Source organism: Pedobacter sp. ISL-64, assembly GCF_018613605.1.
GTDB lineage: Bacteria > Bacteroidota > Bacteroidia > Sphingobacteriales > Sphingobacteriaceae > Pedobacter.
In genome coordinates, this window is record NZ_JAGGPU010000022.1 from 26,866 (window position 1) to 51,107 (window position 24,242).

Annotated in this window: 21 protein-coding genes; 10 read left to right on the top strand and 11 right to left on the bottom strand. The window is 38.7% G+C overall.

Annotation, left to right across the window (positions count from 1 at the left end; all coding sequences use genetic code 11):
• Positions 1–5 precede the first annotated feature (5 nt).
• Positions 6–3,392 carry a DEAD/DEAH box helicase gene (locus tag J7E57_RS23565; RefSeq protein WP_215129256.1) on the top strand — a complete coding sequence of 1,129 codons (3,387 nt, stop codon included), beginning with the start codon at positions 6–8 and terminating at the stop codon, positions 3,390–3,392.
• A gap of 181 nt (positions 3,393–3,573) precedes the next feature.
• On the opposite strand, the gene J7E57_RS23570 is transcribed toward J7E57_RS23565, so the two are convergent.
• The 4 genes from J7E57_RS23570 to J7E57_RS23585 form a co-directional block, all read right to left on the bottom strand.
• On the bottom strand, positions 3,574–4,395 hold the full coding sequence (locus J7E57_RS23570; protein WP_215129258.1) for an SDR family oxidoreductase: 822 nt from the start codon (positions 4,393–4,395) through the stop codon (positions 3,574–3,576).
• A 47-nt stretch (positions 4,396–4,442) separates the two neighbouring features.
• Complete coding sequence (locus J7E57_RS23575; RefSeq protein WP_215129260.1) at positions 4,443–5,375, bottom strand: NAD-dependent epimerase/dehydratase family protein; 933 nt, start codon at positions 5,373–5,375, stop codon at positions 4,443–4,445.
• A 73-nt stretch (positions 5,376–5,448) separates the two neighbouring features.
• Positions 5,449–6,054 (bottom strand): Crp/Fnr family transcriptional regulator, encoded by a 606-nt coding sequence (locus J7E57_RS23580; protein WP_215129262.1) that lies wholly within the window; start codon positions 6,052–6,054, stop codon positions 5,449–5,451.
• A gap of 48 nt (positions 6,055–6,102) precedes the next feature.
• Entirely contained in the window at positions 6,103–6,684 is a 582-nt protein-coding gene (locus J7E57_RS23585; RefSeq protein WP_215129264.1) for a thymidine kinase, read from the bottom strand.
• Between the two features lie 123 nt (positions 6,685–6,807).
• Between J7E57_RS23585 and J7E57_RS23590 the strand changes: the two genes are divergently transcribed.
• Positions 6,808–7,998 (top strand): hypothetical protein, encoded by a 1,191-nt coding sequence (locus J7E57_RS23590; RefSeq protein ID WP_215129266.1) that lies wholly within the window; start codon positions 6,808–6,810, stop codon positions 7,996–7,998.
• A gap of 564 nt (positions 7,999–8,562) precedes the next feature.
• Here the strand turns inward: J7E57_RS23590 and rodA are convergent.
• The 7 genes from rodA to purN all read right to left on the bottom strand — a co-directional run bounded on the left by rodA (position 8,563) and on the right by purN (position 16,930).
• Complete coding sequence (gene rodA / locus J7E57_RS23595; protein WP_215129268.1) at positions 8,563–9,825, bottom strand: rod shape-determining protein RodA; 1,263 nt, start codon at positions 9,823–9,825, stop codon at positions 8,563–8,565.
• A gap of 1 nt (position 9,826) precedes the next feature.
• Positions 9,827–11,836, bottom strand: coding sequence for a penicillin-binding protein 2 (mrdA, locus tag J7E57_RS23600; RefSeq protein WP_215129270.1), 2,010 nt, complete (start codon positions 11,834–11,836; stop codon positions 9,827–9,829).
• The gene (locus J7E57_RS23605) at positions 11,836–12,351 is read right to left on the bottom strand and encodes a rod shape-determining protein MreD (protein WP_215129272.1); all 516 of its coding nucleotides are present in this window, start codon (positions 12,349–12,351) and stop codon (positions 11,836–11,838) included. The genes mrdA and J7E57_RS23605 overlap by 1 nt, the downstream gene beginning before the upstream one ends.
• The gene (mreC, locus tag J7E57_RS23610) at positions 12,344–13,183 is read right to left on the bottom strand and encodes a rod shape-determining protein MreC (protein ID WP_215129274.1); all 840 of its coding nucleotides are present in this window, start codon (positions 13,181–13,183) and stop codon (positions 12,344–12,346) included. Before mreC ends, J7E57_RS23605 begins: the two co-directional genes overlap by 8 nt.
• A gap of 95 nt (positions 13,184–13,278) precedes the next feature.
• Positions 13,279–14,301, bottom strand: a complete 1,023-nt coding sequence (locus J7E57_RS23615) for a rod shape-determining protein (RefSeq protein WP_010601761.1) — start codon at positions 14,299–14,301, stop codon at positions 13,279–13,281.
• Between the two features lie 352 nt (positions 14,302–14,653).
• Entirely contained in the window at positions 14,654–16,180 is a 1,527-nt protein-coding gene (purH, locus tag J7E57_RS23620) for a bifunctional phosphoribosylaminoimidazolecarboxamide formyltransferase/IMP cyclohydrolase (protein ID WP_215129276.1), read from the bottom strand.
• Between the two features lie 171 nt (positions 16,181–16,351).
• Positions 16,352–16,930, bottom strand: coding sequence for a phosphoribosylglycinamide formyltransferase (purN, locus tag J7E57_RS23625; protein WP_215129278.1), 579 nt, complete (start codon positions 16,928–16,930; stop codon positions 16,352–16,354).
• Positions 16,931–17,172: 242 nt separating this feature from the next.
• On the opposite strand from purN, the gene rpsT reads away from it, so the two are divergent.
• The 8 genes from rpsT to pheT all read left to right on the top strand — a co-directional run bounded on the left by rpsT (position 17,173) and on the right by pheT (position 24,234).
• A complete protein-coding gene (rpsT, locus tag J7E57_RS23630; RefSeq protein ID WP_187071663.1) occupies positions 17,173–17,427 on the top strand; it encodes a 30S ribosomal protein S20 in 255 nt (84 codons plus the stop codon).
• Positions 17,428–17,496: 69 nt separating this feature from the next.
• Positions 17,497–18,195 (top strand): RadC family protein, encoded by a 699-nt coding sequence (radC, locus tag J7E57_RS23635; protein WP_215129279.1) that lies wholly within the window; start codon positions 17,497–17,499, stop codon positions 18,193–18,195.
• 107 nt (positions 18,196–18,302) lie between these two features.
• The gene (locus J7E57_RS23640) at positions 18,303–19,139 is read left to right on the top strand and encodes an endonuclease/exonuclease/phosphatase family protein (protein WP_215129280.1); all 837 of its coding nucleotides are present in this window, start codon (positions 18,303–18,305) and stop codon (positions 19,137–19,139) included.
• 3 nt (positions 19,140–19,142) lie between these two features.
• On the top strand, positions 19,143–19,901 hold the full coding sequence (locus J7E57_RS23645; RefSeq protein WP_215129281.1) for a prolipoprotein diacylglyceryl transferase: 759 nt from the start codon (positions 19,143–19,145) through the stop codon (positions 19,899–19,901).
• A 5-nt stretch (positions 19,902–19,906) separates the two neighbouring features.
• Entirely contained in the window at positions 19,907–21,301 is a 1,395-nt protein-coding gene (locus tag J7E57_RS23650) for a radical SAM protein (protein ID WP_215129282.1), read from the top strand.
• Between the two features lies 1 nt (position 21,302).
• Positions 21,303–21,497, top strand: coding sequence for a hypothetical protein (locus J7E57_RS23655; protein ID WP_215129284.1), 195 nt, complete (start codon positions 21,303–21,305; stop codon positions 21,495–21,497).
• A gap of 9 nt (positions 21,498–21,506) precedes the next feature.
• Positions 21,507–21,701 (top strand): hypothetical protein, encoded by a 195-nt coding sequence (locus J7E57_RS23660; protein WP_215129286.1) that lies wholly within the window; start codon positions 21,507–21,509, stop codon positions 21,699–21,701.
• Between the two features lie 133 nt (positions 21,702–21,834).
• Positions 21,835–24,234: a phenylalanine--tRNA ligase subunit beta gene (gene pheT, locus J7E57_RS23665; RefSeq protein ID WP_215129288.1), complete on the top strand. Its 2,400-nt coding sequence runs from the start codon at positions 21,835–21,837 to the stop codon at positions 24,232–24,234.
• The last annotated feature ends 8 nt before the right edge of the window (positions 24,235–24,242 follow it).

Genomic DNA, 24,242 nt, shown 5'->3' on the forward strand with positions numbered 1-24,242 from the left:
TTTAAATGAGTGAACAGGTAACAACGCATCAAGTATCAGAGCAAAATCCTTACGATTATATCTTAAAGGATTTTAACCTGAAAAATCTTAGCCAGATTGTTATCCTCAAACATTTAAGCGGATTGATCCATACGGATGTTAAAGGCTTTTACCAACTTTTTCCAGAACAGATTGAGCTGGATTTTGCGGCATTTAGTGATGTGGCCTCCGGATTACCTTTCCCGATTGTTCAGGTTCAGCAGCATGAAAACTCGGTAAAGCTTTCTTGCCGATGTGCCACGCCGAAATATAAGCTTTGCGAACATCAGGCAAGGGTTTTATACAATATTCTTCAACGCCAGGATTTACTTATTTTCTTTGATGCTAACCTGCGCAAGCAAAAGCTTTTGAAAATTGCAGCCGATTACGGGTTGGAAAAAGAAGAAAATCTTGATCTTCTTTTTAGCCTGAGCTATGAAAACGGTCAGCTTGAGATCAGACCGAAAATGGATGCCCTGCAACCATTCAACAAAGAAGCACAACAAAATTTACAGGAACTTTTACTACCCGTAGCAAAACCTAAAGCAAAAGCGCAGGCCAAAAGCGATCAGGGTAAAATGATCTTGGTGTTGGGCCAGCACCGTTATTACAACAATTTAACGGTAGAATTATTTGAGGCTGAAACCACCAAAGGTGGAAAAATTAAAAACCCGATAAAAGGAATTAACCCGGCAGATCTGCTTTTTAAAACCAATGATAATGATCTGGTAAAATTCTATAGCGGAATTACCACTTTTCAGCAGAACTACAATACAGATCAAAGTGAAGCGGAGCTAGAAGCCTTAAAAGCTGTCGTGAAAAATCCGGAGCAGATCCCTTTTTATCTTCAGGACAGCAAGCAATCGGTCGTGGTTCAAGCCTCGACCATTGCCGCAGTTGATGTTCATTTATTGGACGTAGATTTACGCCTTTCAGTAAACCAACGTGATGATTATTACGAAATTACAGGTCGGTTGATTATCGAAGGCAAATCTTATGAGCTGGATAACCTGGTATTGGTGCATCAGTATTTTGTTAAACTTAAAGATCAGCTTTATTTGATCGGCAGACTGGATTTTTTACGCGTAATCGGTTTTTTTAAAAAGCAGAGCAACAGGTTAATTCTACATAAAACAAAATATCCTGAGTTTCAAAAAGTTATTTTAGTGCCATTAGAAGGAAGTATCCATGTCGATTATTCTTATTTAAAACCTGCTACCAAAAGCCAGATCGAAGAAAAAGGTTTCGATCTGGAAAATGAGCAATTGATCTACCTGTCGGAATCTGAAGATTATATCCTCCTTACACCGGTAATGCGTTATGGGAACCTGGAAATTCCTGTGATGTCTAAAAAGCAGATCCAGGCGCAGGATAAATTGGGCAATCTCTTTACCTTGCATCGTGACGAAGCGGCAGAACTGCAGTTTATTGGGAACGTTTTAAAGCAGCATCCTTATTTCTACGATCAGGAAACCAACGATTCTTATTATCTGCACCGCAAACGGTTTTTAGAAGAAGCCTGGTTCCTAGATACTTTTGAAGTATGGCGAAATAAAGGCATTCATATTTTAGGCTTTAATCAACTCAAAAACAATAAATTGAGTGAATTTCAGGCGAAAATTAATATCGAGGTATTAAGTGGGACAGATTGGTTCGAAACCAAAGTAAAGGTGAAGTTTGGCAAGCAACAGGTTGCGCTAAAGCATTTGCATAAATCAATCAGGAACAAAAGCAAGTTTGTAACACTTGATGATGGAACACAGGGCATATTGCCACATGAATGGATCGAAAAATTTGCTGCTTATTTTAGTGCAGGTGAAGTAACCGAAGAGGCTATTCTTACACCAAAAATTAAATTTGCATCTATCAATGAGCTTTATGAAGATGCTTTATTGGATGGTGATGTAAAGAACGAATTGAAACTTTATAAACAGAAATTTGAAGGAACAGATTCGATTCAAGAGGTAGAGGTGCCAAAAGGTTTAACCGCAACGTTACGCCATTACCAGAAAGACGGCTTAAACTGGCTCAACTTTTTAGATGATTTTAACTTTGGTTCTTGCCTGGCCGATGATATGGGATTGGGTAAAACCATCCAGGTTTTGGCTTTCATTTTATCACAGCGAGAAAAAGTAAAGCACAATACAAATCTGGTGGTTGTTCCGGCATCGTTAATATTTAACTGGAAGGCTGAAGTAGAGAAATTTGCACCATCTATAAAGGTAAAAACCATTTATGCTGGCGAACGAACCAAAACAACTGATACTTTCGATGATTACGAAATCATTTTAACCTCTTACGGAACGCTGCTTTCTGATATCCGTTTCCTAAAAGATTATCGCTTTAACTATATCTTTTTAGATGAATCGCAGCTGATCAAAAACCCAGATTCACAACGTTATAAAGCGGTTCGGATGCTGCAATCAAGGAATAAAGTAACCATGACGGGAACGCCTATAGAGAACAATACCTTTGATTTGTATGGGCAGCTATCATTCGCCTGTCCGGGTTTGTTTGGCAGTAAACAGCAGTTTGCCGATTTATATTCAACCCCTATCGATCAGTTTAAGGATAGCAGAAGGGCAGAGGAACTTCAGCAAAAAATAAGACCGTTTATTCTGCGCAGAACAAAAGAACAGGTGGCGAAAGAACTTCCCGATAAAACGGAAATTGTACTGTACTGCGAAATGGGGGCAGAGCAGCGCGAAGTGTACGAAGCGAACAAAAAGGAAATTCAGGATTTTATTCTGGGTAAACAGGAAGATGAGCTGCCTAAAAGTTCGATGCACGTGCTGAAGAGTATTACCACCCTAAGGCAGATCTGCAATTCGGCCGCATTATTGGCTGATGGGAAATCTTATTTACAGGCATCATCAAAAATTGATGTATTGATGGAGCAGATTGAGAGCAAGGCCGGAAAACATAAAATCCTGGTTTTTTCTCAATTTGTAACCATGCTCGATCTGATTAAAAAGCAATTGGAAAACCGTGGCATTAAATACGAATACCTTACGGGGCAAACCCGTAAAAGAGCCGAAGTGGTTACCTCTTTTCAGCAAAATGCTGATATTCCAGTTTTCCTGATCAGTTTAAAGGCTGGTGGTACCGGATTGAACCTTACCGAAGCCGATTATGTTTATCTGGTAGACCCTTGGTGGAACCCTGCTGTAGAAAACCAGGCCATAGATCGGGCATATCGGATCGGCCAGCATAAAAATGTAATGGCTGTGCGTTTAATCTGCCCTGATACCATTGAAGAGAAAATTATGAAACTTCAGGCCACGAAAAAAGACCTGGTTAAGGATCTGATCCAGACGGATGGAAGTTTATTCAAGAATTTGACTAAGAAAGAATTATTGGGGTTGTTGAGTTAAATTCATCCATGTTGTCATCCTGAGCCTGTCGATGGACTATGCTGATGAATCTAGTTTTGGTTCGTGAAGATGTCGTCATTCCCACACAGGTGGGAATCTTAAAGCTTATGGCATTACGATTCCCAATCAAGTTGGGAATGACGATGCGACTTATAAATACAACAAGCAGTAAGTCAGTCATTTAAGTCAAAACCTCAAACGCATAACCCAAAAACTCAGGTATATTAACACTTTCCACGATTTTCCAATCTTTCTTTTCTGCAATAAAATCAGGTTCGGCAAGCCCTGTGGTTTTGGCTGCATTAATATAGAAATCCATTTTTGCAGGATGGTTTGGAGAGCAGGCATTGTATGTTCTGCCGAATGCCTGTTTTTCCAAAAGCTTGACCGCAATCCCTACAGCATCTGTTTGGTGAATCAAGTTTACGGGAGCTAAACCATTCGGTACATTACTTTTTCCGGCAAAAAACCTCCCAGGGTTACGGTCAGGGCCAATTAAGCCCGCAAAGCGGATCACTGTGCAGTTTTCGGGAAATAGTTCTTTAAATAGAATTTCTGCAGCTAAAACGACTCTTCCTGAATCCGTATCAGGATGTGTCTCGCTGGTTTCATTTACTGTTTTGTTTTCATCAGCATAAACACTCGTCGAACTGATCAATACCACATGCTTCGATTTATCTTTCGCAGCAGCCAAAATTGAATCTATCTTTTGGGGATAATCAAGGAGTTCAGTCGAATTGCGCTTTGGAGGAATACAGATAAACAAGGTATCGGCCTCAAAAAATGCTGGATCGGCCATAACCGCTTCTGCCGTAAAATTGATCAAAAAAGGCTGTATATTTTCATCCTGAAGTATTGCTAACTTCTCCCGGCTTGTGGTAGAGCCCTTAACGGTATAGTTTAACCCGATCAATTTTTTGGCTAAAGCCAAGCCAAACCAGCCGCAACCTAAAATCGATATGGTTTTAATACTGTTTTTATGTGTCGTATTATCTTGAATCATTGGCGCTAAAGATAAATAGTTGGCTTTATAATTTGCCCTGATTCATGTCAATTCTGCTTTTTATACATGGTTTTTGATAATTTTAAAATGCCATCATAATAAGCAGTAGGCTTAAAGTTGAATGCCTTTTCAAATTTGGTAGAATCGAAATGATAATCATGATCGTACTGATAATACATTTCTACAGTACCCGCAACTACCTTTTTAAGTAAACCTACTAAACGTAGCATCAGTTTATTAATGGTCGAATATTGAGGTTTGGTTTCATAAATTTTTGCAGCCATTTCTATAAAAGCTTTCCCTTTTAAGGGAGCCGCGGTTGGCAGGTGCCATATTTGGTTGCCAGAATCGGGTGTTTGTCCTAACAAAAATAAAGCTTTTCCAGCATCTTCAATGTAAGTAAAACTGTGTAGTGTATTTGGGTCTCCTATCCATTGAGCGCTATTTTTTTCTGCAAACTTATTGAGTACCATCATGTCAAAAAAGCTGTTCATCGAATCTGCTCCGTAAAAATCTGCAGAACGGGCAATGGTTACATTTATTTTACCCGCTTTGGATTCGCTCATTAATTGTTCGGCTACCTTTGCCCTTACTTCTCCTTTTAAGCTACAGGGATGGTAAGGCGTATCTTCTGTCATTGGCCCATTTACCAGGCCATACATATAAACATTATCAAAAAATATTAGCCTTGCGCCTGTACGTTTAGTTAAGTTAATTACATTTTGAATAATAACCGGCCATTGTTCTTGCCATACTTTGGCATCGTAAACCAAACCGGCGCACATGTATATTACTTTCGAACCTTCTGCTGCTGCGAAAAGTTCAGCTCCATTTAATAAATCGGCCTTAACCCAGCTTACATTTGGGTTGCTTGTAGAAATTGGTTTTCGGCTAACCAATCTAATGGTTTCGTTAGTATTGATTAATTCTCTGGTTAGTGCGTTTGCTGTTGGTCCGCCGGCGCCAAGTATAGTGTGCATATCTTCGTTTTTGATTAGTTCAAAGTTATGCGGCATTGAACCATAAAAACGTTAACAAAAGATAAGGATTAATTTAATCCTTTAAAATGAGTGTGCGTTTACGGATACGCGAGAGTGAAACAGGGGTAATACCTAAAAAATTGGCGATATAGTGTTGTGGAACACGCTGGAAAATATCTTTTGCAGTTTTTTCAAGCGCAGTATAACGCTCTTCGGGGCTTTGGGTAACAAAAGCATTAAGACGGTCTTCAAAACAGCAGATGTAATATTCAGCAACCAGACGGCCAAACCGTTCCATTTTCAACCCCAGCACGGGGTGGTTTAACATTTTCTGAAGATCGGCGTAAGCAATAAGAATAAGTTGGGTTTCCTCCAAGGCTTGAATATAGTTTGTACTCGGTACTCTTTTTACAAAGCTTTTATAGGCACTTACCAGCTCGTTTTCAAAACAGAAATAACCGGTAATTTCTTGTCCTTCTTTAACATGATAATGCCTTACAGCACCCTGAATAATAAAGGCAATATAATCGCATACTTTTCCTTCAACTACAAAATGTTCCTTTTTCTTTAGGGTAGAAAAACTCAGGTACTGAATTAAGATTTCCCATTCGTTGTCTTCGAAAGTTACGAACTTTGCTAAACCGGTTCTAAAAGCATTGATTTTAAATTGTTTATCCATATCAATATTTAAGTCCAACTTAAAGGTACAGATTAATCAATCATGGTATTATCCCTTGCTCAGATTATAGCAAGCCCTGCATCGTGGCTCATAACTTTCCTTTTCGCCTAATAAAACGGTAGCTTCATCAGCAACGGTGCGGTAACTATATAAGGCAGGGTTTCCACAACAAACACAAACGGCATTTACTTTAGTAACATGTTCGGCAATGGCCATTAAGGCTGGCATCGGGCCAAAGGGTTTGCCTGTAAAATCCATATCCAGGCCCGCAACAATAACCCGTATACCTTTAAGGGCAAGTTTATTGCAAACATCAGGCAGTTCATCATCAAAAAACTGCGCTTCATCTATGCCAACCACCTGTGTATTGGTGCCAAGCAGTAAAATGGCTGAAGCGCTATCGACCGGAGTAGAGTTTATCGAGTTTAAATCGTGCGAAACCACAGCAGTTTCATGGTAGCGGGTATCGGTACGGGGTTTAAAAATTTCGACGTTCAATTTAGCAATCTGGGCTCTTTTTAATCTGCGGATCAGTTCTTCCGTTTTACCAGAAAACATAGAGCCACATACCACCTCTATACTTCCCGAAAATTCGCCCCTTCTTCTAAAATTTTGTTCGCTAAATAACATGCCTCTTTTTTTATTCCCCTATGTCCGTTCTATAATTTTTAAACCGAACAAATATGGGAATTATGTGTTATTTTTGAACACATAGTTACCAACATAAATCGACTAAAAATTCGTTTTAATTTTATGATGAACCAACAGGATATTTTCAGAAAGATCGGCAGCATTTTAACAGAATTAAATGAGCAATATCAGTTTTTAGCTCAAAATCCTCAGCAATTAAACGATTTGGAGCTGGAGCTTTTTCTGGCCAATGCTCATTTTCTTTCTGATCATGTGAATGTCGTCAAAAAATTAAATACTATAGTAGAAGATAAGCCTGCTGAACCTGGAAATCATGCTTTGTTGGCCGAACAAAATACCATTATACTGCCCGAAGTTGAAAAAAGTTATGTAGAAGATGATGAGTGTTTCGATCCGCAGGAACTGGAAGAAGTGGCTACTGCTCAGGAAGAGGAAGAACGTGTGGATGTGAAGCCCGAACAGGAAGTGCTGGATGATGAAATTATTGAAGAAGCAAAAGCCGCATCGCTTTCGAATAAAGATTTCTTTAAGCCAGACCAGGATGATCATACTTTTGAATTTGTATTGGGTACACACGATGAAAACGGCCAGTTCGATTATGAAGCGAAATCTGTTGAAGAAATTTTCGATCGCCCTTTAAGCAAAGAAGAAGCCGAAATTTTAGCACGTAAAAAGATAATTCACGAAAAGGAAGAAACTTTATCTGTTCAGGAAGAGCCTGTACCAACTGAAGAAGATGAAATTGGTCCTGAACCTTTTTTAATTCCGCAGGAAGAAGAGGAAGAACCTTTAGTAATTGCCGAAGAAGAACCTGTTGCAGTTGTTAAAGAAGTAGAACCGGTTGCTGTGCCAAGTGAGCCTATTGAGGCACTGAAAGATGTGAAACTGGATGATCCCATTATTTCGCCGCCTGTTGAACAGGAGCGCCCCTTGTTTAGGCCTGAAGCAGTTCCGGTAAAACCATCTCCACAGCCTGAAGCGACTAAACCTGCACCAAGTTTAAATGATCTGCTTGCCAAAACAAATGGTAAAAGTGATGAGCCTGTTAAAGCACCTATCGCCGATTTAAAGCAGGCGATTAGTTTAAACGAAAAGTTACTTTTTATCAAAGATCTTTTTAATGGGTATAATCTGGCCTATTCGGAAGTAATTGATATCATAAATAAGATGAGTAGTTTTGAAGCGGCAGATAGCTACCTGCAGAATAATTATGCGGCGAAAAATAACTGGGCCGATAAACAGGCTACAGTTGATCAGTTTTACGAGTTGTTGAACCGAAGGTTTAGTAGGTAGAAGCGATAAGCGTAAGGCGTTTAGCGCCTGGTCTTACACGCGCATCGTCATACTGAACTTGTTTCAGTATCCATTAGGCCCTGAAAATACATTACCAATGACAGAGTTCTAAAATCAGTCGTCATTTCGACTGGAGCGCAGCGCAATGGAGAAATCTTTGAACAATGTTAAAGATCTCTCCTCCAAAGGAATCCTAATGTTTTTCTAAAAAGCTGAAGACTCAGGGTGACGCATATCAACTCTGGCCTGATTATAAATGAGCCATTCCAATTTGTAAATCATTAGGAAATGAGTGTTCAGCATTTCATAGGTGCTGTAGCCCCGCCATCATTTCAATCTTTTTGCGAAGTTTCTACACAACATAAATACCTTTTCTGCAAAAAGTATTTCTATTCTGTCGGGTTTATTAACCATGGATAGTAGCACTGCAGCCGCCACCTAAACCCGATAAAAGCGACACGTAGTAAAGCGGTTAGCGGGAAGAGGCATTAATTTGAAATACAGGTTCTGCTTTCCAAAACATAAAAATCTAACGACTTTGGATTAACGACTTTTGACTCCCGACTAAATAAATCCCATCCGGTTAGAGTCCAGCTTTAAAAAGATGAACAGTAAGATCGTAAAACTCCATAACGACGAACCGCCATAACTAATTAACGGTAGGGGAATCCCAATTACGGGAATAATACCAATCGTCATCCCGATATTAATAAAAACGTGGAAAAAGAGGATACAGGCTACGCTATAGCCATATACCCTGGAGAATGTAGATCGTTGTCTTTCTGCTAAATTAACCAATCGGAGTAGCAGGAACATGTACAAACCTATCACCACAGAACAACCCATAAATCCCCATTCTTCGCCTATGGTAGAGAAGATGAAATCGGTACTTTGCTCGGGTACATAACCATATTTAGTTTGTGTGCCCTGTAAAAATCCACGGCCAGCTGCCTGTCCCGAGCCTATGGCAATCTGCGATTGAATTACATTATAACCTGCACCTTTATTATCGGTTTTAAGCCCTAACATCAATTCGATACGGCTACGTTGATGGGGGGCTAAAACTTTTTCGTAGGCAATTTTTATTAAAAATAGATAGCCAATAGCGAAAACGGTTACCAAAACAGTAGAGAATATTATTTTTTGTTTTCTTCTGTTGTTGTAAATAAAGAGGCCGGCAATAGTGCTAATAATGATGATTAAGATATAGGTAGGGACCAAGAAATCGGCAATAAAGAGCACAATCATTCCCAAAAATATCAATAGAAAATAACCTGATAAACCTTCACGGTACAATGGAAACATAAATGCAAGAAACACCAGCGCCGAACCCGTATCAGGCTGAAGCATAATTAACAATAGTGGTACGGCAACAATTAACCCGGCAATCATGATGGATTTAACATCCCGGAATTTAGGGTTAAATGCGCCTACATACCTCGCTAAAAGTAAGGCTGTGCCAAACTTGGCAAATTCTGCGGGTTGAAGTTTGAAAGAGCCTATCGCGATCCATGCCTGGTTCCCGGCCACTTTATTTCCGATTACCAATACGGCCATTAGCAACAGTAATGTGCCCCCATAAATAAAGGGCGAGAAGACATTAAAAAGCCTTCCATCAAATAATAAAATAGACAGGCCTAAAATTAAGCCGGTGATGACATAAATAAGCTGTTTGCCGTAAAGTGTGCTAAAGCCAAACACCGTTGTTTGTTCTGGCGGAACTGACGCATAAATATTGACAAAACCAATAGTGCATAAGGCGATATAGATTAAAACAGTAATCCAATCTACATTAAAGAAAAAACGGTTTCCCTGTTGCTGCTGCATTTTATTTGTTGGTTACAGGTTTATCGATGATTGCTGATTTTAATTCTTTAGGTTTTGTGGTAACTGTTTGTTTTATCGTCGCCGATTTAATTCTCAAGCTATCTTTTACCCTTTTGGTCGAATCTGCCTTTTTAAGCAACAGGCTATCTGCCTTTGTTAATTTGGTCTTTTTTGTTTTGTCGATTAGTAGAGGGAGCAGATTTTGATTCTTCATCCATTCTGCCTGAGCAGCTCTTTCACCACTAACACTACCTTTCAGATATTTTTCGATCATGTAGCTGGCAATTGGTGCTGCATAGGTACTGCCATAACCCGCATTTTCGACAATTACGGCGATGGCAATTTTCGGATTATCCCTTGGCGCAAAGCCTATAAATACCGAGTGGTTTTTGCCATGTGGGTTTTGTACCGTTCCTGTTTTTCCGCAGAGTACCACATCTGGAATTCGTGATAGTATGGCCGTTCCCCAGCTGGTGTTTACGGCATCCTGCATACCATCAATTACAGGTTCGAAATGTTTGGCGTCTACGCCTACATAATTTTTAACTACATATTCTTTTTTAACCAGGTTTTTATCGCCTATACCTTTAATTAAGTGCGGTTTAATGTAATAACCACGATTAGCAATTATGGCCATGGCATTTGCCATCTGTAATGGGGTAGCGGTAATCTCACCCTGACCAATGGCCTGCGAAATTACATTGGTGTAGCCCCATCTTTTGCCATAAATTTTATCGTAGTGGTCTGCGGTATAAAAATAGCCCTTTCTTTCATAGGGCATATCGATGTCGAGCTTTGATCCGAAACCAAATTTAGCCACTTTATCGCGCCACTCCTGATAGGTTTGTCTTTGGTTTTTCATCCCATTTTTGGTAATCAACTTTTGAAAAACATAGCAAAAATAAGTATTGCAGGAACGGGCTATGCCTCTTCGTAAAGAAATTGAACCATCAAAGTGTTCGCATTTAATTTTTCTATTTCCAGCCTGATAATAGTGCGGACAAAAGAATGTGGTATTGGGATCTATTACGCCTTCTTGTAGTCCAATTAGTGCATCAACTGGCTTAAATGACGATCCTGGGGGATAGTAACCCATTATTGGTCTTACTAAAGATGGGCGGTATGGATTGCCCACAATAAACTCCATATAATTGTTCCCCTGGTTTCTGCCAACCAAAAGATTTGGATCATAGCCCGGACTACTTACCAATGAAAGAATTTCTCCGGTAGCAGGCTCAATCGCTACAATTGCCCCAACCTTGTTCATCATCAACTCCTCACCGAGTTTTTGAATCCTCATATCGATGCCTGAGATCAATCTTTCGCCCGAAACCGCGTTTACATCGTATTTACCATCGGCATAACTTCCCTGTGGGGTATTGTGTGCATCGTATACCGTATTAATTACACCCTTTTCGCCCCTTAAAGTTTCTTCATAAGAAAACTCTAAACCACTTTTACCCTTATAATCGCCAGGTTTGTAAAAGCCTTCAGATTTTTCGATATCGGTGGGACTTACTTCTTTTACGTAGCCAAATAGCTGTCCGCCAACACTATCAGGATAATGTCTGATGGTTCTGTCTTGTGTTCTAAAGCCCGGAAAACGGTAAAGGGTTTCCTGTAGGCGAGCGTAACTTTGAACCGAAATCTGTTTGAGGAAAGGGGTAGCCTGATAACTCGATTTTCCCCTTGCTTTTTTAAGGTTTTTCCGAACGTCTTCAAAAGAAATGTCTAATGCCTGTGCAAGTGCCAAGGTATCAAAAGGTTTTACTTCGTTTGGCGTAACCATGAGGTCGTACACAGGTTCATTCTGTACAATCACCTTCATGTTCCGGTCTAGAATGGCACCACGGGCCGGGTATTTATAGATTTTTCGTAGAACATTACTTTCTGCAGAAACGAAAGCCGCATCGCTAATAATCTGGATATAAAATAACTTCCCCAATAAAATCAGGGCGATTACAATAAATAATCCTTGAACGATATATTTTCGGTTAAATAATTGATCCATTAGCGTGGTGTTCTTCTATAGAATATAAACTCTACCAATAAAATAATAAGCAGTGTAAAGATACAACTTAAGCCGCATCTCATTAAGGTATAACCAATTTCGGTTAGCCTAAATGTTTCTAAAAAGAACAGCACCAAGTGGTGTGCAACAACGCAAAGAAAAGCATAAAGTGAAAACCATTGGAAACCCATATAACTTAACGCTGGTTCTGGGTCGTCAATTGCGTCGCGGTTTAAACTTATCGATATAAAGGAAATCCTTACAAAAGCCAATACCACGCAGGCCGTAGCATGTACGCCCATAGTATCGTAAAAAGCGTCGAGTGTTAGTCCTGTTCCAAAAGCCAATAAGTACAACAAAATATTGGGGATTCCGAATGGAAGCAGGAGCAAAAACAGCACATAGATAAACGGTGTGGAAAGATCATAAAAGCCCATGTTTTTGAGCAGGAAGATCTGCACAAAAAGGAGTAAAAACCACCTGATCACATTTACAATTATGATTCTACTATTCATTCGGTTTAACTAAGCTTTCCAAAGCCTTTTGCTCTTCGGCTTTTTTATCTTTAACCACATATACATACTGCAATGTGCTAAAATCTGTAAATAAATTTAATTCTCCTGATAAGAAATTATCATTGGTGGCTACATTAGGATTAATGATTTTTCCAACCAAAATTCCGGCAGGAAATGACCCGTAACCTGAAGTAACAACACTATCGCCAACGTACATTTTAATGTGGTTGGGCACCTCTTTAACAAATGCCTTTTTAATATCGAAATTTCCATCGCCCCAAACTAATGACCCAAGCGCATTGTTCTTTTTCAAGGTTACACTAATTTTAGTGTCTTTATGCAATAGCGATTGTATGGTTGCCAAATGTGCAGAAACATCGCGGATAAAGCCGACCACTCCGCGTTGAGGCGCAATAACAGCCATACCGCTTTTAATGCCATCAACAGTGCCTTTATTAATCGTCATTACGTTGTTGCGTAAAGTGATCGAATTTTTAACCACTTTGGCAGCCAAATAAGTGTATTGCTGATTGGTAACCGTATCTACCACTTTAACATCCTTGGTCGTATCTACCGTAGTTAATCCTAGTAACTGGCTTTTAAGCTTGGCATTTTCGGCCGCAAGGCTATCGTTAACCATACCCAGATTTAAATATCGTTTAAAAATATTTAATCTTTCGTATGCGGTACCTACTATCTCATTGCTTGAGTTTAAAGTTACGCTACGCTGATAGGAGTTGTTTTTCACCGTTAGATAGATCCCTACGATAAAAAAAATGATAAATAAGAAAAATGCGTTGTATCTGCTGATGAAAATCCAAAGGTTACGCATTTGAGTTTGGAGTTAAAAGTTCGGAGTTGGGAGTTAATAGTTTGGCGTATGAATGGAAAACTCCAAGCTCACAACCCCAAACTCCAAACTAAATGTTATTGCATTAAGAATTTATATCCGCCAATGTTTTTAAGGGCGATGCCGGTTCCACGAACTACTGCACGAAGCGGATCTTCCGCAACGTGAACAGGTAATTTGGTTTTAGCAGCTACACGTTTATCTAAACCTCTTAACAATGCACCACCACCGGTTAAATAAATACCAGTTTGGTAAATATCTGCCGAAAGCTCTGGAGGCGTAATCTCTAAAGCTTTTAAAATTGCTTCTTCAATTTTAGAGATCGATTTATCTAAACAGTGGGCAATTTCGGTATAAGAAACCGTGATCTGTTTAGGTACACCAGTCATTAAATCGCGACCTTGAACTGCGAAATCAGCAGGAGCATCCTGTAATTCAGGTAAAGCTGCACCAACTTCAATTTTAATTTTTTCAGCGGTACGGTCACCAATCATAATGTTGTGTTGACGGCGGATATAGTTTACAATATCAGAGTCGAAGTTATCTCCCGCAACGCGGATAGATTGATCGCACACGATACCTGATAAAGCGATAACCGCAATTTCTGTCGTACCGCCACCTATATCGATAATCATGTTACCCATTGGCTCTTCTACATCAATCCCGATACCTACGGCAGCTGCCATTGGCTCATGAATTAAGTATACCTCTTTTGCACCGGCAATTTCAGCTGAATCGCGTACTGCACGTTTTTCTACTTCAGTAATACCAGATGGGATACAGATTACCATACGTAAAGATGGGAACATCCATCCTTTACCGCCATTAAGCATGCGGATCATGCCTTTAATCATTGCTTCAGCAGCGTTGAAATCGGCAATAACACCATCTTTTAATGGACGAACGGTTTTAATATTATCGTGGGTTTTACCCTCCATTTGCATTGCCTGACGACCTATAGCAATGACTTTGTTTGTAGTACGATCGAAAGCAACGATAGATGGCTCATCTACAACTACTTTGTCGTTATGTATAATCAGGGTATTCGCAGTACCTAAATCGATGGCAACTTCTTGCGTAAACCAGTTAAATAATCCCATGTATAAGGTATGTTTTCTTTATTTTATCAAATCTATACTATTCCTAATGTAAAAATAGCTTTTTTATTGTTTTAAGTTTTATTTTTAGTTATTAAATTGTTTTTAAGGCAATTAAAATGTTCAGAAAATAAAAAGCTGTAATTCTTAGGTTAAAGCAGTCCTGCTATCCGTTCCATCTGATGAAAAATCGGATCGACTGTTGTGGGGTTAGGTTACCTGGGCCCGGCTTTTCAAATTTCCTCCCCCTGCCCCCTCCAAAGGGGGAAGCCCCTCAAAGTTTCATACCTGCGTGGTGAATTTGGCCTTTCGATAGGTAAAACCTTCCACTTTAAACCCTCAACCTTTTACCTTTCTAGTGTTTAAAGTGTCTTACCCCAGTGGTTACCATTGCAATGCCTTTTTCGTTTGCTTTAGCAACAGAATCAGCATCTTTAATCGATCCACCTGGTTGCAGAACAGCTGTAATTCCGGCTTCGGCAGCAATTTCAACACAATCAGGGAAAGGAAAGAAAGCATCAGAAGCCATAGCAGCACCTTTAACGCTGAATCCGAAAGCCGCTGCTTTTTCAATCGCTTGTCTTAAGGCGTCAACACGCGAAGTTTGACCAACGCCGCTTGCAATTAAAACATCATCCTTAACCAAAACAATGGTATTCGATTTAGTATGTTTTACAATTTTGTTAGCGAAGAACAAATCTTTTAACTCTTGTGCAGTTGGTGCTTTATCGGTTACGGTTGTCATTTGTTCAGGACCTTCGATAATTAAATCTTTATCCTGCTCAATTACACCGTTTAATAAGGTTTTAAATTGTTTTTTGCTCAACTCAACCTCGTTACGTTGTAAAATAACGCGGTTTTTCTTTTTGCTGAATAACTCAATTGCTTCTGCTTGGTAAGAAGGTGCTATTAATACTTCAAAGAAAAGATTGTTGATTTCTTGAGCCGTTTCTAAATCTACCGCAACATTGGTAATCAATACACCACCAAAAGCAGAAACCGGATCGCAGGCCAATGCATCAATCCAGGCTTGTTTAACAGTAGGGCGGGAAGCAATACCACAGGCGTTTGTATGTTTTAAGATTGCAAAAGTTGGATCTTCAAATTCGTCGATTAAAGCAACAGCCGCATCTACATCAACCAAATTGTTGTAAGAGAGCTCTTTACCATTAAGTTTGGTAAACATCGCATTTAAATCGCCATAAAATACACCACCTTGATGAGGGTTTTCACCATAACGCAAAGTTTTAGCTTCAGTTACACTTTGTTTAAAAACATCAAGCGGCTCTTCAGTATTGAAATAATTAAAAATTGCAGTATCGTAATGAGAAGAAGTATGGAAAGCTGTTTTAGCGAATGCTTTACGTTGTGCTAAAGTAGTTTCACCATTTTGGGCTTCTAATTGGGCTTGTAAAGTAGGGTAGTCGTTTTTCGATGCGATAATCACCACATCGTTGAAGTTTTTCGCAGCTGCACGGATTAAGGAAATACCACCGATGTCTATTTTCTCGATAATTTCTTCTGGTGTTCCGCCTGCTTTTACAGTTTCTTCAAAAGGGTATAAGTCAACAATAACCAAATCAATTTCAGGGATCTCATATTCAGCAATCTGCTCCTGATCTCCCGCTAACGCTCTACGGTTTAAAATTCCACCAAATACTTTCGGATGTAGGGTTTTAACACGTCCGCCTAAAATAGATGGATAACCTGTTAAATCTTCAACTGCCGTAACCGGAAGATTTAAATCTTTGATGAATTGCTCTGTTCCACCGGTAGAAAATAACTGTACCCCTTGCGCGGCCAACAATTTTACCAATGGCTCCAAACCATCTTTATAATATACTGAGATTAAAGCGTTTTTGATTTTAATGGATTGACTCATTCTACTGAAAATTTTGAGCCGCAAAGGTAGTAAAACAGGATTGTTTTTTAATGAGATTTACCTATCAATATTAAATTTTATTCCACTATATATAATAAGGTATATTCATTTGCCAGGTAAGCTCTTCTAAAGCCCGATTAAATAGCCTATTAACCCGTTTTATTGTATAATTTATTTGCTGATCTTTTTCACAATGGTTTCTACAATACGTGGGTAATGCTGGTGTTCGAGCTGCTGACCTTTAAACTTTACCATTTCCAGATTGTCATTTTTGTCTATTCTGTACCTTGCCTGATAAATATACTCTCCTTCGTCATAGTTTTCATTAACATAATGAATGGTTATTCCGCCTTCGGTTTCGCCGGCGGCCATAACAGCATTGTGTACATGGTCTCCGTACATACCCTTACCGCCAAATTTTGGAAGGATTGCCGGATGGATATTTACAATTCTGCCGGGGTAAGCATGGATCAGGTTTTTAGGGATCAGCCAGAGAAAACCCGCAAGCACAACAAAATCGATTTCAAGATTTTTGAGAAGATCTATTATTTCATCGGTTTTATAGAACTCATTTTTGTCGAAAATATGAGTGGGGATTTCGAAATTATCAGCTCTCTGCAATACATAGGCATCAGCATTATTGGTTAACACCAAAGATATTTCTATTTCATTACTCCGTTTAAAATGCTCCATCAGTTTTTGGGCATTGGAGCCAGAACCTGATGCAAAGATGGCTATTCGTTTTTTCACTCAAAAATCGTTTTGCCCAAAAATAGTATTTTTAAGCCTGTTTTCTTAATCGAAAGGAAATTTTATTGAATTAAGTTAAAGTATTTATAATGAATAATTTTAATGTATTTTTGCAGTTCGGAAATGGGGTTCAATTTTAATGAAAAAAAAGTTGAAAGTGTTTTGTAATTTAAAAACATTAATCCTATATTTGCAACCCGAATTATAGGAAACGAATAAGAAAAATAAAAGGCTAAATAGAAATGGCAAATCATAAATCTTCATTAAAAAGAATTAGAGCAAACGCAACAAAACGTTTACGTAACAGATATCAGGCAAAAACTACACGTACCTTTATTAAAAGATTACGTGCTGCAGAAGATAAAAAATCTGCATCTGATTTATTGCCTAAAGTAATCTCTATGTTAGATCGTTTAGCTAAAAAGAGTATTATCCACAAAAACAAAGCGGCTAATAACAAATCAAAATTAACGAAATTCGTTAACGGTTTAAAATAAGCCAATTTTTTTACGATATTAGTAAGGCATCCTAATCAAAAGTTAGGATGCCTTTTTTTGTCTAAAAAAATGGAAAATTACGAACAGAAACTAGGTATAAAGTTATGGGCTGAAGAAGATCGCCCGCGTGAAAAACTTTTATTACACGGCCGAAGACATTTAACAGATGCCGAACTGATTGCTATTTTAATTGGCTCGGGAAGTAAAAATGAAACCGCTGTAGATTTAAGTAAAAGGATTTTATCGTTTTACGACAACAATTTAACAAAACTGGGAAAAGCTTCTATTCTGGATCTTTCGAGGTTTAGAGGTATTGGAGAAGCCAAAGCATTAACTATAATTGCCGCTCTGGAGCTTGGTTTGCGGCGGAAGGAAACTGCTGAGGAGGCCATTACCCATGTTACTACTTCTAACGATGTTTATAAATATTTACATCAAACTTTCGCTAATCTCAATCACGAAGAGTTCTGGATATTACTCCTTAACAGGTCTAACCGGGTAATAGGTAAATTTTTGATCAGTAAAGGGGGGCAGGCGGGTACGGTAGCCGATCCGAAAATTATTTTTAAAACAGCTTTAGAAAACAATGCGGCAAATATTGTATTGGCACATAACCATCCTTCAGGAAGTTTAAAGCCCAGTGAGAGCGACGATAAATTGACCAGGAATATGGTTGCCTCAGGAAATTTGCTTAGCCTGTATGTGGTCGATCACCTGATTTTTGCCAATAACCGTTACTATAGTTATCGGGATGAAGATTTAATTTAAAAGATATTTGGTTGTTAAAGTACAATTAACGTTAAATTAGTATAATAGCGGCTTAAAATTAAATATTACTGGCTGGCCAGCATTAATTAAATTGTGTAATTATATTTATGAATACTTTAAAAATCATCCCTGTTTTTCTTTTGTTAACCGTTATGGCATTTGCGCAAAAAACGGCAGCCCCTATCAATATTATTACTTACAATATCCGTTTAAATGTAGCATCTGATGGTGTTAATGCCTGGCCTAACCGGAAAGATAATGTTAAAGCCCTGGTGAAATTTCATGATGCTGATATTCTTTGTGTACAGGAAGCCTTACCTGAGCAGTTTGATGCGCTTTTGGAGAATTCCAATTTCGATGTAGTGGGTGTTGGTCGTGAGGATGGTAAAAGAAAGGGAGAATTTTCTGCTGTTTATTTTGATAAAAACAGGTTCACTAAAAAGGATGGCGGAACTTTCTGGTTGTCAGAAACACCAGATGTTCCATCAAAAGGTTGGGATGCCGCACTTAACCGGGTATGCAGCTGGGTTAAATTGTACGATAAGCAGAATAAAAAAGAGTTTATCGTTTTTAACACACATTACGATCATATCGGTGTTCAGGCGAGGATCGAATCAGCTAAATTGCTTAAACGTAAAATTCAGCAGATTGCACCAACGCTACCGGTTGTTTTTACCGGCGACTTAAACGTAACGCCAGAGACAGAAGCCATTGCTACTATAAAATCTTTTCTTATTGATGCGAAAGATGTTTCTGTAGAGCCTCCATATGGCCCGACAGGGACTTTTAATGCTTTTGATTTTAACAGTGACCTGAAAAACAGGATCGACTACATTTTTGTAAACAAAGGATTTAAGGTGCAGAAATTCGCTGTATTAACTGATAGTAAGGATAAAAGGTATTATTCTGATCATTTACCTGTTTTTTGTAGACTTTGGTTTTAATAAATGCTGTTAAAATCTCTGTTTCCCTTTCAATTCGAGCTTTTTGGTAGCCCATACCATTATCATTATATTTTCGAAACACTGGCATTTATAATTGGTGTTAGGTTATATTATTTATATAAAAAAGGAATTAAAGACCCGATATCTGACGAAAACAGACTGTGGATTATGTTGGGCGCCATGCTTGGGGCATTAATTGGCTCGCGTGTAATTGCTGTGCTCGAAACGCCTGAAGTACTCCACCACCTTAGTTTTTCAGTTCTTTATCAAAGTAAAACCATTGTTGGCGGTTTGCTTGGCGGTTTGTTCGGTGTTGAATTGATAAAAAAGATAATAGGTGTGAATACCGCCTCCGGAGATGTCTACGTTATCCCGATTTTGGTTGCCCTTATTATTGGCCGTATTGGTTGCTTTTCCATGGGGATCGACGAGCCAACCTACGGCATTCCCACCGATTTTTTTACGGGTATGGATTTGGGCGATGGCATATTGCGGCATCCCATCATGCTCTACGAAATGGTTTACCTCATACTTTTGATTTTTTTGTTCAATGGCTTGAAAAATAAGGCATTGATCAATGGAGACCGTTTTAAATTGTTTATGGTATTGTATTTTCTGTTCCGTTTTTGGGTAGAATTTATAAAACCTTACCATTCATTATTTTTAAATTTAAGCAGCATTCATTGGTCTGCATTGTTTATTTTTATTTATTATTATAAATTCATCATCAGAATTTCGAAACAGATTTTACATAAACAGTAAACATTATGGCCAATACCAGAGATTATATATACTACGATTATACCAAAAGTCTTTGCCCCGAATGTTTACAGCTTTGTGATGCGAAAATTGTTTTTCAGGATGCTAAGGTATTTATGCTGAAGAATTGCAGAACGCATGGCGATAGCAAAGTAATGATTGCTGATGATGTAGAATATTACAAACAGATCAGGAATTACAATAAACAATCGGAAATGCCGCTTAAGTTTAATACTAAAGTGCACTACGGTTGCCCTTACGATTGCGGTTTGTGTACCGATCATGAACAACATTCGTGTTTAACCGTAATAGAGGTTACTGATCGTTGCAACCTGGCCTGTCCAACATGTTATGCCATGTCATCGCCAAGTTATGGCAGGCACCGTACGCTGGAAGAAATAGAACGTATGATGGATGTTGTTGTGGCAAACGAAGGTGAACCCGATGTGGTTCAACTTTCGGGTGGAGAACCAACCGTACATCCCGATTTTTTTAAGATTTTAGACCTTGCCAAAACAAAACCCATTAAACATTTAATGGTGAATACGAATGGTATCAGGATTGCAAAAGATATTGGCTTTGTAGAAAAATTAGCAAGCTATATGCCCGATTTCGAAATTTACCTGCAGTTTGATAGTTTCAGCGCCGAAGTATTAACCAAGCTAAGGGGAGAAGACCTTACCGAAGTAAGAAGAAAAGCCATCGATCACCTCAACCAGTTTAATGTATCTACTACTTTGGTGGTTACTTTGCAAAATGGCCTTAACGATCATGAAATTGGCGATATTTTAGATTATGCACTTAAGCAGAAATGTGTTCGCGGCGTTACTTTCCAGCCTACTCAGGTTGCCGGAAGAAATGATGATTATAACGATCAACAGGGAAGAATCACCCTAACTGAGGTGCGCAGAAAAATTTATGAGCAATACCCTGTTTTTACCCCTCAGGATTTAATCCCTGTACCCTGTAATCCCGATGCGCTGTGTATGGCCTATGCATTAAAAATCGGCGATGAGGTGATCCCGATGACACATCTGATCAATCCGGAAGATTTACTCAACAATTCGAAAAATACCATCGTTTTCGAACACGATGAAAAATTGAAAGAACACATGCTGAATTTGTTTAGTACAGGTGTTTCGGTAGATTGTGCCGAAGATACCTTTGGCGAATTGATGTGTTGCCTTCCAAGGGTAAAATCGGATAGTTTAAGTTACGATAATTTATTTCGGATTATCATCATGAATTTTATGGACCCGCTGGATTTTGATGTACGCGCTGTTAAAAAATCCTGTGTACATATTGTGAGTGACAAATATAAAATGGTACCCTTCGAAACCATGAATATTTTTTACCGCGACAACAAAATAGATCTGATCAGGGAAAAATTAAATATGAACTAACATGGAAGGTTTATTCGGATTATTCATTGTTTATTGTCTTACTGCAGTTGTACTCTTTGTGGTGGGAATTATTCAGATTATTATCAAATCATCAAGGAACGAGCCTGTAAAATCTGGGTTAAAATTGCTTATTATTTCGGTAATTATGATGGTCATTGGTTTTGGTGCCTGTGCGGTGTTGCTCTTTAACAGTTAAATATCGGCTATGGGACTTTTTATTGTATATTGGGTAGTTGTCGCATTGTTGTTTGTAATTGGCATCATTCAGATCATCGTAAAAGCTGCGAAAAATCAACCAGTTAAACCCGGCCTTAAACTGGTTATTGCATCTGTTATAATGTTGATAATAGGAGCAGGAGCATGCGCAGTAATTCTATCTAATTTAAATATTGGCCATTAGTCATTTTATTGTGTCAAGATTGCGGGTTTAACTTTCTCCTTTGACCTTTAAATAATATCTTTGCGTTTTATGAAATTAGAGTGTCCTTCAAGATTTGTCTTGATACTGGGCACTCGCTACTTGATACTCCAAAATGAAAATATCATATAACTGGTTAAAACAATTCGTACAGATCGATAAAACACCTCAAGAACTTTCGTTAATTCTTACCAATGTTGGTTTAGAAGTAGAAAGTGTAGAAAAAGTGCAGCCTGTAGTGGGCGGTTTAGAGGGATTGGTTATTGGCGAAGTATTAACCTGTGTTCAGCATCCCAATGCCGATCGTTTGCGTATTACTACTGTAAACGTTGGGGGTAAAGAAAACCTTCAGATTGTTTGCGGTGCCCCAAATGTAGGTGCTGGTCAAAAAGTGGTAGTAGCTACCGTAGGCACAACCGTATATCCTTTAGAGGGCGAACCATTTAAAATAAAAGAATCAAAAATCAGGGGAGAACTTTCGCAGGGAATGATCTGTGCCGAAGATGAAATCGGTTTAGGTAAATCGCATGATGGGATTATGATCCTTGCCAATGATACCGAAATAGGAATCCGTGCAAAAGACCATTTCAAAATGGATGACGATTTTGTTTTCGAAATCGGATTAACACCAAACCGTGCTGATGCAGCTTCTCATTTAGGTGTGGCGAGAGATTTGGCCGCTTATTTCAGAAGTGAATATGAAATGCCTGATCTTTCAGCTTTTAAAACAGATAATGAAAATCTGGTAATTCCGGTAGAGGTAGAAGATTTAGCCGCTTGTCCGCGTTATAGCAGCCTAACACTTTCTGGTGTTACCGTAAAAGAATCGCCAGAGTGGTTAAAAGATAAATTAAAGGTAATTGGTTTACGTCCCATCAATAATGTGGTTGATATTACCAATTATGTGCTTCATGGTTTAGGACAGCCTTTACATGCTTTCGATGCCGACAAAATTACCGGCGGAAAAGTAATCGTGAAAAAAGTAGCTGAAGGAACGCCTTTTGTAACCCTTGATGATGTTGAGCGTAAACTCAGCGCAGATGATTTAATGATCTGCAATACCGAAACACCAATGTGTATTGCAGGTGTTTTCGGTGGAAAATCTTCTGGAGTTGATGCTAATACCAAAAATATTTTCCTGGAAAGTGCTTATTTTAATTCGGTTTCTGTACGTAAAACCTCAAAAAGACATGGCTTAAAAACCGATGCTTCTTTCCGTTACGAGCGTGGTACCGATCCGGAGATTACGGTTACGGCTTTAAAATACGCAGCATTATTAATTAAAGAACTGGCTGGCGGGGAAATCTCCTCATCAGTTTCTGATATTTATCCAAGTCATATCAAGCCATTCGAGTTTGAAGTAAGTTATACCAATATCAATAAATTAATTGGTGCAAACATTCCATCAGCCGAAATTAAACACATTATTACCGCTTTGGGTATTGTGGCAACCAATACCTCTGAAGATACTTTGGCTTTAAGAGTACCATCGTTTAAAGTTGATGTAACCCGCGAATGTGATATTACAGAAGAAGTATTGCGTATTTACGGTTATAACAATATCGAAATCCCTTCAAAGGTAAATGCATCGCTTTCTTACAGCATTAAGCCTGAAAAAGAAAATACGCACAACGTAATTGCAGATATGCTTACCTCAAACGGTTATGCAGAAATTATGTGCAACTCGTTAACTAAATCGGCTTATTCGAAAAATTTAGACGAAGCTGTATTTATTTTAAATCCCCTAAGCAGCGATTTAAATGTAATGCGCCAGCATTTATTGATGCCGGCATTAGAAAGTGTGGCTTACAACCAGAACCGTAAAAATGCTGATGTTAAGTTTTATGAATTTGGTAAAACCTATCATTTGATCAATGAGCAGTACGTAGAGCGCCCAAGGTTGTTATTATTAATTTCTGGGGCCAAACAAAGCGAGCAATGGAACCACAATGCTAAATCGGCTACCTTTTATAACTTAAAATCGGCAGTTGATGCCATTATAAGCCGTTTGGGTATTGCAAGCTATCAAACCGATACCTTAAACGATGAAAACTTTGCTTACGGGATTAAATATTTCCGTGGGGATAAGACCCTGGTAAGTTTTGGTGCAGTTTCAAAAGCCGACCGTAAAGTAGCCGATGTAAGTGCGGAGGTTTTTTATGCCGATTTTGATTGGGCTGCCTTGTTGGATATTGTAAGGAAAAATAAAATCGTTAACAAAGAGGTTTCTAAGTATCCGCAAGTGCGTAGAGATTTATCTTTATTGATCGATCAGGCGGTAACTTTTGATACTTTAAAAGGTATTGCTTTCAAAACTGATAAAAAGCTGATCAAAGAGGTTGGTGTGTTCGATGTGTATGTAGGTGATAAATTACCTGAAGGCAAAAAATCGTATGCCTTGAACTTCATTTTGCAGGATGAGGAACAAACCTTAACCGATAAGCAGATTGAAAACACGATGCAGAAATTAATCGCGAATTTAACCGCACAAGCTGGTGCAGAAATTAGGAAATAAAATATAAA